This is a genomic window from Streptomyces sp. NPDC006265 (genome assembly GCF_040613555.1).
Lineage (GTDB): Bacteria > Actinomycetota > Actinomycetes > Streptomycetales > Streptomycetaceae > Streptomyces.
The window spans coordinates 1-1,455 of the sequence record NZ_JBEXSH010001391.1; the positions used below are offsets into that span (position 1 = coordinate 1).

2 protein-coding genes and 1 pseudogene are annotated in these 1,455 nt (G+C 71.9%); 1 reads left to right on the forward strand and 2 read right to left on the reverse strand.

Annotation, left to right across the window (positions count from 1 at the left end):
- Positions 1–149 precede the first annotated feature (149 nt).
- Positions 150–563: a globin gene (locus ABZ281_RS49175; protein ID WP_142163900.1), complete on the forward strand. Its 414-nt coding sequence runs from the start codon at positions 150–152 to the stop codon at positions 561–563.
- An 18-nt stretch (positions 564–581) separates the two neighbouring features.
- Here the strand turns inward: ABZ281_RS49175 and ABZ281_RS49180 are convergent, their stop codons facing one another.
- Positions 582–1,250, reverse strand: coding sequence for a hypothetical protein (locus tag ABZ281_RS49180; RefSeq protein WP_356665339.1), 669 nt, complete (start codon positions 1,248–1,250; stop codon positions 582–584).
- Positions 1,247–1,396: pseudogene (locus ABZ281_RS49185) on the reverse strand (acyl-CoA thioesterase); the annotation flags it as partial. The pseudogene ABZ281_RS49185 and the gene ABZ281_RS49180, both read right to left, overlap by 4 nt.
- Between the last annotated feature and the right edge of the window lie 59 nt (positions 1,397–1,455).

Sequence of the window (1,455 nt, forward strand, 5' to 3'; positions counted from 1 at the left end):
GGCCGGCATCGCGGCCTCGATCGGCTCCGTCGGCGACGCGTACGACAACGCCCTGATGGAGAGCACGATCGGCTCCACAGTAGGGGCAGGGCCCTGACAGCAGCGGCGGGGTCCTAGGTCTTGAGTCCTATGCCGGGGCGTCTGAGACCATGGATCGCGTGAATGAGATTCGGCGCGGCACGCTTCAGGAGCAGACCTTCTACGAGCAGGTCGGCGGGGAGGAGACCTTCCGTCGGCTCGTCCACCGTTTCTACGAGGGGGTCGCCGAGGACCCGCTGCTGCGGCCCATGTACCCCGAGGAGGATCTGGGCCCGGCCGAGGAGCGCCTCGTGCTGTTCCTCATCCAGTACTGGGGCGGCCCCACGACGTACAGCGACAACCGCGGCCACCCGCGGCTGCGGATGCGGCACGCGCCCTTCGCGGTCGACCGTGCGGCGCACGACGCGTGGCTGAAGCACATGCGTGTCGCGGTCGAGGAGCTCGGTCTGTCCGAGGAGCACGAGCACACGCTGTGGAAGTACCTGACGTACGCGGCGGCCTCGATGGTCAACACCGAGGGCTGACGGCCGTCGACGGCCCGGTCAGCGCACGCTGACGTCCAGCGCCCCGAGCCCGGCACGTCGTACGGCGATGGACCCGTACGGCGTGCGCAGCCGCAGCCACGCGCCCGACGAGAGCAGCCCCAGCGGCGCCCCGGGCCTCAGGAAGCCGAGGGACTGCGCCGCGTGCACGGCCCGGACGGGCAGCCGGGTCTCCCCGACGGTCCGGGACCAGATGTCCGCGCCGATCCGGTCCAGCTCGGCCCGGGTTCGCCGCTCGGCGGGCAACTCCTGTGTACGGGACCGGAACTCGGCGACGACGGCCGCGACCAGGGACCGCAGGGCGTCCGGCGCGGGAAGCCCCGGCTCGGAGCGCCAGTGCCCGCGAGGCGGCAGCACACCCGCCCACGGCGGCCCGGTCACCGCACTCGGCACGAGCGCCGTGCCGGCCTTCTCGTCCACCGTCTCCAGGAGCTCACCGGCGGACACGGTCACGTCCAGCGTGACCTCAAGACCCTTCTCGTACGGCTTCGCCATCCGCACCGCCCGCACCGCGAGCACCTCGAAGGACGGCGGACGCCCGAAGACGGCCAGTGCGGTGCCCGCCGCCTGCAGACGCACCGCGGCACCGCGGTCGTAGTGGAGCAGCCGGGAGAGGAAGGCCGCGAGATCCGCCGCCTCCCCCTCGTCGGCGAGGTGGAGCACCGTCATGCGGCGACGGCCTTCTCCTCGGCGCCATCCATGTACTCGCGGAGGAACTCACGCTCCTCCGCGGTGATCCGGCGTGGGCGCTGCGTCTCGAAGTCGAACGGCACGATCACCGTCGAGGCCCGCACGTAGACCTGGTCGTCGTCCTTCCAACGGCCTCAACTCCGGCTCCATGGGCTACACGTCCGCCTTCGCGCAGGACGCCACC

Coding starts and splice junctions, on each gene's coding strand:
- ABZ281_RS49180 (WP_356665339.1), bottom strand. CDS start 1,250: ATGACGGTGCTCCACCTCGCCGACGAGGGGGAGGCGGCGGATCTCGCG.
- ABZ281_RS49175 (WP_142163900.1), top strand. CDS start 150: ATGGATCGCGTGAATGAGATTCGGCGCGGCACGCTTCAGGAGCAGACC.